Genomic DNA, 7196 nt, shown 5'->3' with positions numbered 1-7196 from the left:
AGCTGATGAAATCAGCGTAGTAGAGCCCACTCAACCACTGCGTTTTGCTCGACAATCCAAAAATAATTGAGAGGCTAGGACTTTTGTCCCAGCCTCTTGATGGACCTTCCCATAGGATGGTTTAACCCAATTTATTATTGGCCATGATTTCATCAATAAAGCCATATTCAAGAGTTTCTTGCGCGCTCATCCAATTGTCACGTTCAGCATCTGCATGCACTTTTTCAATGGATTGACCTGAATTTTCTGCCAAGATTTTTTCCAATCTGTGACGTGTTTTCAAGAGGTGTTCTGCTGCAATTGCCATATCCGTTTGTTGGGTACCGCCACCAGTACCACCCATTGGTTGGTGAATCATGTACTCTGCATTTGGCAACATGAAGCGTTTGCCCTTCGCACCGCTTGAAGCAATGACAGTTCCCATAGAAGCTGCCATCCCCATGACAATGGTTTGGACATCTGACTTGATAAAGTTCATGGTATCTACGATGGCAAGCCCTGCAGAGACAGAACCACCTGGGGTATTGATATACATATAGATATCTTTTGTATTATCTTGGGCATCCAAGAAGAGCAATTGAGCGATAATGGAGTTAGCCATTTGGTCCTCAACTGGTCCTGTTACCATGATAATTCGATCTTTCAACAGACGGGAATAAATATCGTAAGAACGCTCTCCTCGACTGGTTTGTTCAATAACTACTGGAATCATCTATTCTTCTCCTTTAGTATCCATTCATTCTCACGATTCGTGAGGTTCAAAGTATATGTGCTATTATAAACCAATGGTCAAAAAAGGTCAAATCTAAAGTACCTTTTGGACGAATCATGAATGGTTTCTTTATTTGGTACCGAATAAACGGTCACCCGCATCCCCAAGACCAGGAACGATGTACCCATGTTCATTCAAATGATCATCGAGGGCTGCAGAAAAGATGTCGACATCCGGATGCGCTTCTTGAAGAGCTTTCACCCCTTCTGGTGCTGCTACTAAGCAGACAAATTTAATATGGCTAGCGCCACGTTTTTTCAAGGAATCAATAGCTAGAATAGCAGATCCACCCGTAGCAAGCATCGGATCTACTACAAAGATGCGACGTTGATCAATATCTTCTGGTAATTTCACCAAGTATTCGACGGGTTTCAGGGTTTCTTCATCACGGTACATCCCGATATGGCCAACCTTGGCTGCTGGCACCAAACTCAAGAGGCCATCAACCATCCCAATCCCTGCACGAAGAATGGGAACAATAGCTAATTTTTTCCCTGCAATTTGCTTTTGAACGGTTTTGGTAATCGGAGTTTCAATTTCAACGTCCTCAAGAGGCAATTCACGCAAAACTTCGTAGCCCATCAACATAGCAATCTCATCTACCAATTCACGAAAGGCCTTTGTAGAGGTATCTGTACGACGGAGAATAGACAATTTATGTTGAATGAGTGGATGTGTAATAACTTCTAGTTTTCCCATTTTTGAGATCCTTCTTTCTAAGCTGCTATCTTTTAAAAAGGAGCTTGGATTGAGGAAGAGTCAAACTTTCCCTCTTTCTGTTACTCCTTTTTTGATACACGCAACACGTGGAAATCTTCATTTCCAACTTTATATTCGTCTTATTATACCAAATTTCACCAAAAAAAGAGAGCCCTTACACTTAATTTTTTAAAGTTCGGACTCACTCTTTCTATGGAAAAATCACAACCATTCCTTGTATTTCTTGATATAGATACGTTTGACAACCGTCACACTAAGCATATAGAGGACGATAATAGCAAACAATAGAACAAAGTACAATCCATTGAGTTGGCTCAACTTCAAGATAGGGGCCAAAGGACTATATGGAAGGGAGGTCACAAAGATGGCTGCTGCTAGGGTCGTCACCACAACTGAGAAGGCTGGACGACTTTGGATAAATGGCAATTTTGGTGAGCGCAACATATGAATAACCATAGTTTGCGACCACATGGATTCGATAAACCATCCGGTTTGGAAAACCATGATAAAGGCTGCTGCATCTGCTACTCCATGGTTGTAGCCATGACCTAAAATCATTGGGACAACAAGGAAGTAAAGAAGCATGTAGGTAATAATATCAAATACAGATGAAATGGGACCGATCCAGGCCATGAAGCGCATAATAGAATTGGCTTCCCAGATACGAGGTTTCTTGAGGAATTCCTTGTCGACATTGTCAAAAGGAAGGGCGATACAAGAAAGATCATAGATGAGATTGAGCACAATTAAATGAACGGGCGCCATTGGAAGGAAGGGTAAAAAGATGCTGGCAAAGAGAAGAGAAAAGATATTCCCGAAGTTAGAAGAAACCGTCATCTTGATGTACTTAGTCATATTGGCATAGACCTTGCGGCCTTCGACCAAACCTTTTTCAAGGACCATCAAGTCCTTATCCAACAGGATGACATCTGCCGTTTCTTTGGCAATATCAACAGCAGTATCCACAGAGATCCCAACGTCTGACACCTTCATGGATGGAGCATCGTTAATCCCATCTCCCATGTACCCCACCTTGTGGCCATTGTTCTTAAGGCTAAGAATGATCCGTGCTTTTTGATCGGGCGATAATTTAGCAAAGACTGTTGTTGTTTCCACAACTTGCGCTAACTCTTGGTCTGTCATCGTATCGATTTCGCTTCCCAAAAGTATCCGCTCGACATCTAGTCCTACTTTTTCACAGACAGCTTGGGTGACCTTATCATTGTCGCCAGTTAAGATCTTAGTGGTAACCCCATATTCTGCAAGAGCTTTGATCGCTGGAGCTGCAGAAGGTTTTGGTGGATCAAGAAAGGCCAGGTAACCGGTTAGGATCATGTCTCCTTCATCTTCAACACTAAAGATTTCATTTTCGTCCAAGTCGGTTTTGTAGCTGACGCCCAAAACACGAAGACCTTGTTCATTTAATTGAGCGACCTCAGCGAGGACCTCTTGACGGACCTCGTCTGTTAATCGTTTGATATCACCCTTGTACTCAACATAAGTCGATACAGAAAGCATTTCTTCCAAGGCACCCTTGGTCACCATGCTGACCACACCGTCTTCGTCTTTAACAATGACACTCATGCGACGACGTTCAAAATCAAAGGGCAATTCATCTATCTTATGGAAGGTTTGATCTAGATCTCGGACGATCTCATGTTTCTTGGCTTCTTTATGGGTTCGATTGATAATCGCCCGGTCCATCAAATTTTTTAGCCCAGTTTGGAAATAGGAATTCAAATAAGCCCGGCGAAGGACTGATAGATCCAAATCGCCATGGATATCAAGCGGATACTCCAAAACGATTTCATCTTGGGTCAAGGTTCCTGTCTTATCTGTACACAAAATATCGATAGCCCCAAGGTCTTGGATCGCATTGAGTTTTTTGATGACGACTTTTTCCTTGGCCATGATGATGGAGCCTTTGGCAAGACTCGCCGTAATAATCATCGGCAACATTTCAGGAGTCAAACCAACCCCAACGCTGAGGGCAAAGACGCCTGCTTCTAACCAGTCACCGTCTGTGAGGCCATTGATCACAAAGACAACGGGCACCATGACTAACATGAGCCGAATCAAGAGCCAAGAGATGGTATTCATTTCTCTCTCAAATGAAGTTGGTTCGTCATAGGTGTTGATGGTTTGCTCAATGGCGCCCATCATGGTTTCATCTCCCACGACCAAGACCAAGGCTGTCGCCCGGCCGGAGATGACATTGGTCCCCATGAAGGCCAAGCTTTCACTCTCCAAGAGACTATCTAAATTTTGACTGTCGGCTTTTCTGAGACAAACCTTTTCAACAGCATCACTTTCCCCTGTGAGGCCAGATTGTTGGACAAAAAAGTCACGAGAATCAATCAAGACCACATCTGCTGGGATCATATCGCCGGCACTCAGTTTGATCACATCTCCGACAACGATTTCATCGATCGGAATTTCTTGTTCGGATCCATCACGCAGAACGGTCGCTGTATTGACAATCATACGTGATAAGTTGCTGGCAGCTTTGTCGCTTCGCAATTCTTGAATGAAGCGGATCCCACCAGAAATCAAGACCAAGGTCACAATGATGATGGAGGTCGTTGGGTCCTGCTCACCTGGCTTCGCTAGCCAGACATTGGTGATGAAGGAAACCAGCGCAATGACCAACAAAATCACCGTAAAAGGATTGATGATCGATTCGTAGATCTTTTTGATCATAGAATCTTCTTGACCTTTTGTGATGACATTTTCGCCATAGGTATCGCGGTTTTCTTCTACTTGATCGTCAACTAGACCAAGGGCACTGGTTTTGTAGGTGGCAAAGGTGGTTTCAAGTGGTTCTTGAAGAGCAGTAATGAATCTTTCTTTATTTGTTTGCATTGGTATCTCCTTTTTCAATCAGGAGCCAATCACTTTTGGAGTCCCTACGACACAAATCAGCGATTGGCTGGCTCGGTGCGGCTCGGGATGATCGTCGATTTGTATCATAGCTCTCTCCTTTCACTTTTCTTGGTAAGGCATAAAAAAGAGTCCTACCCTCGATCGGTAGGACTCATGAAACTCATCATTTATTTTTTAATCAAAACTCTTAAAAAATTGACCGTTCAAGCTTTAGCTCCGCAAGGCAATGAAATGAGCTTAGTCTTGACCTTTGCGATCAGGACTGTTGACCAACGAGTAGTGTCTCCACTGCTTTGCGGTAGTCATCCGTATCCTTGTGGTAGCCTCACCTACCGTATTTCGAGTTTATTTTACTCCTTCACTTACAGAAAGTCAACACTTATTTGTGAAAAGTATCAACTAAACGTTTGGTAATTTCTTCAATAAGAGAGAAAGGAGCCGCTACATTGAGGCGGGCGTGCAAGGTTCCTTCTTTTCCGAAATCTGTTCCACGGTTCAAAATCAATTTGGCTTGATCATGAATTTTAGCATGCAGCTCATCATCGGTATAAGGATAGGCTGAAAAGTCCAACCAAAGAAGATAGGTGCCTTGGGGTTTCATGACACGAATTTTGGTCTTTTCATGCAATTCATCTACTACATAGTCAATGTGTTTTTCAAAGACTTGCTTGAGCTCTGTCAACCAAGGTTTACCATGGCGATAAGCCGCTTCTGTTGCAATATAGCCCAATCCTGAGATTTCATGTTGGTTATTGGCCAATTGCCGTTGTTTAAAAGCTGTACGAAGCTTTGGATTTTCAATGACCACATAGGAATTTTTTGTTCCTGCAATATTGAAAGTCTTGGTTGCACTGGTTAAGATCAAGCTGAAATCTTTAAAGCTTGGATCAACTGTGTTAAAGCTGGTATGACGGTGGCCAAACAAGGCCAAATCTTGGTGGATCTCATCTGAAACGAGAAGGACACCATGTTTTTGACAGAGGTGGCCGATTTTTTCCAAGACTTCACGATCCCATACACGGCCTCCAGGATTGTGCGGATTACACAAAACATAGAGTTTAACCTCTTGCTCCACAATGTCTTTTTCGAGCTGATCAAAATCAATTTGGAAAAGACCATCCTTTTCAACTAATGAATTTTCGATTAATTTTCGACGATTGAGTTTGACACTTCTAGCAAATGGAGGATAGACCGGCGTATTGATTAAGACAGCATCTCCTTCCTTGGTGAAGGCTTGAATAGCTGTTGAAATGGCTGGAACAACACCTTCGATAAAGACGACAGCTTCCTTTTCAAAGGAATAGCCATGCTCTTCTTTTTCCCAATCAAGGATAGACTGGTAGAGGCTATCCGATGCGTAGGTGTAGCCATAGACCATTTGGTCTGCATAGCCGATAACTGCTTCTCGTACTTCTGGAATGACATTAAAATCCATGTCCGCGATCCAAGCCGGGATGATTTCTGGATCTGTCTCTGTTTCTTTCCACTTGTAGGTATGGTGGGTCAAGCGATTCGGTAAAGTCGTGAAATCATATTTGGTCATCTTAAGCCTCCAATGCTTGTTTCAAATCTTCAATCAAATCATCCGCATCTTCGATTCCGATGGACAACCGAAGAAGATCATCTGTCAAACCATATGAATGGCGAACTTCTGCAGGAATGTCCGCGTGAGTTTGGGTGGTAGGATAAGTGATCAAACTTTCAACTCCGCCAAGGCTTTCTGCAAAGGTAAATACTTGAAGGGAATTCAACAAGTTAGGAATTTTTTTCTCATCTTGAATTTTAAAAGAGACCATTCCACCTTTTCCAGTGTAGAGGACTTCTTTGACCTGAGGGGAGGTTTTCAAAAACTCGACTACCTTGCGAGCATTCTCTGTAGAGCGCTCCATCCGGATAGAGAGCGTCTTAAGACCACGGATCAGCAGATAGCTGTCAAATGGGGAAAGAACAGCACCTGTCGTGTTCAAGTTGTAAAAGAGTTTGTCATACAAGTCCGCATCATTTGTCACGACAACACCAGCCAAGACATCGTTGTGACCAGCTAGGTACTTAGTTGCTGAATGAAGAACAATATCCGCTCCCTCTTCAATCGGACGTTGATAGATCGGGCTATAGAAGGTATTGTCCACCACGACTTTGGCACCTTTTGCATGGGCCAATTTGGCTAAATAAGCAATATCAAATTCCAACATCAATGGATTGGTTGGTGTTTCAATATAGAGGACATCCACCGGAACATGATCTAGATGGTGGATCAGTTCTTCTTCTGTATTGGCATAGGTGAAAGAGAAACGACCCTCTTTCTCTTGTTGGTTAAACCAGCGGAAAGAACCTCCATAAAGGTCACGAACGGCCAAGACTTTTGAACCAACAGGGAAAATGCTAAAAGCAAGCACAATAGCTGACATTCCAGAGCTTGTCGCCAAAGCATAGTCTGCACTTTCGATAGCTGCCAAAGTCTTCTCAGCTGTTGCGCGTGTTGGATTTTTCGTACGGGTATAGTCAAAACCTGTAGACTGACCAAATTCTGGGTGTTGGTAAGTCGTAGAGAAATGCAAAGGAGTCGTCAAAGCTCCCGTTGCTTTATCCGACTTAATTCCTGCCTGTGCCAAAATCGTATTGATATTGCGTTTTTTACTCATATTGCCCTCCGATAAACATTCAATCTAACTGATTACTATTTTATCACTATTATGAGGAGAGCGGTTTTCCCATTTTCAAGACCTAGCTATAGTTTCAAACTATAAGAAAAGAGAGCGGGACAGAAATCGGTAATTCGTTAGAATTCGATTTCGTCGTCCCACCTCCGCACAGTTGAGTA

The 7196-nt window shown here is 43.0% G+C and carries 5 protein-coding genes and 1 riboswitch; all 5 genes read right to left on the bottom strand.

Features of this window, described 5'->3' with window-relative positions; genetic code table 11:
* Positions 1–121: 121 nt before the first annotated feature.
* Positions 122–712 carry an ATP-dependent Clp protease proteolytic subunit ClpP gene (gene clpP / locus ADI76_RS03200; RefSeq protein ID WP_049514740.1) on the bottom strand — a complete coding sequence of 197 codons (591 nt, stop codon included), beginning with the start codon at positions 710–712 and terminating at the stop codon, positions 122–124.
* Between the two features lie 129 nt (positions 713–841).
* The gene (upp, locus tag ADI76_RS03195) at positions 842–1471 is read right to left on the bottom strand and encodes a uracil phosphoribosyltransferase (protein WP_049483588.1); all 630 of its coding nucleotides are present in this window, start codon (positions 1469–1471) and stop codon (positions 842–844) included.
* A gap of 222 nt (positions 1472–1693) precedes the next feature.
* Positions 1694–4354, bottom strand: a complete 2661-nt coding sequence (mgtA, locus tag ADI76_RS03190; protein WP_049514739.1) for a magnesium-translocating P-type ATPase — start codon at positions 4352–4354, stop codon at positions 1694–1696.
* A gap of 209 nt (positions 4355–4563) precedes the next feature.
* Positions 4564–4719: riboswitch (M-box (ykoK) riboswitch) on the bottom strand.
* Between the two features lie 35 nt (positions 4720–4754).
* Complete coding sequence (locus ADI76_RS03185; protein ID WP_049514738.1) at positions 4755–5918, bottom strand: MalY/PatB family protein; 1164 nt, start codon at positions 5916–5918, stop codon at positions 4755–4757.
* A gap of 1 nt (position 5919) precedes the next feature.
* Positions 5920–7017 (bottom strand): cystathionine gamma-synthase, encoded by a 1098-nt coding sequence (locus ADI76_RS03180; protein WP_049514737.1) that lies wholly within the window; start codon positions 7015–7017, stop codon positions 5920–5922.
* Positions 7018–7196: the final 179 nt, after the last annotated feature.

Source organism: Streptococcus parasanguinis, assembly GCF_001074805.1.
GTDB lineage: Bacteria > Bacillota > Bacilli > Lactobacillales > Streptococcaceae > Streptococcus > Streptococcus parasanguinis_A.
This window is presented reverse-complemented; position numbering and strand designations above follow the sequence as displayed.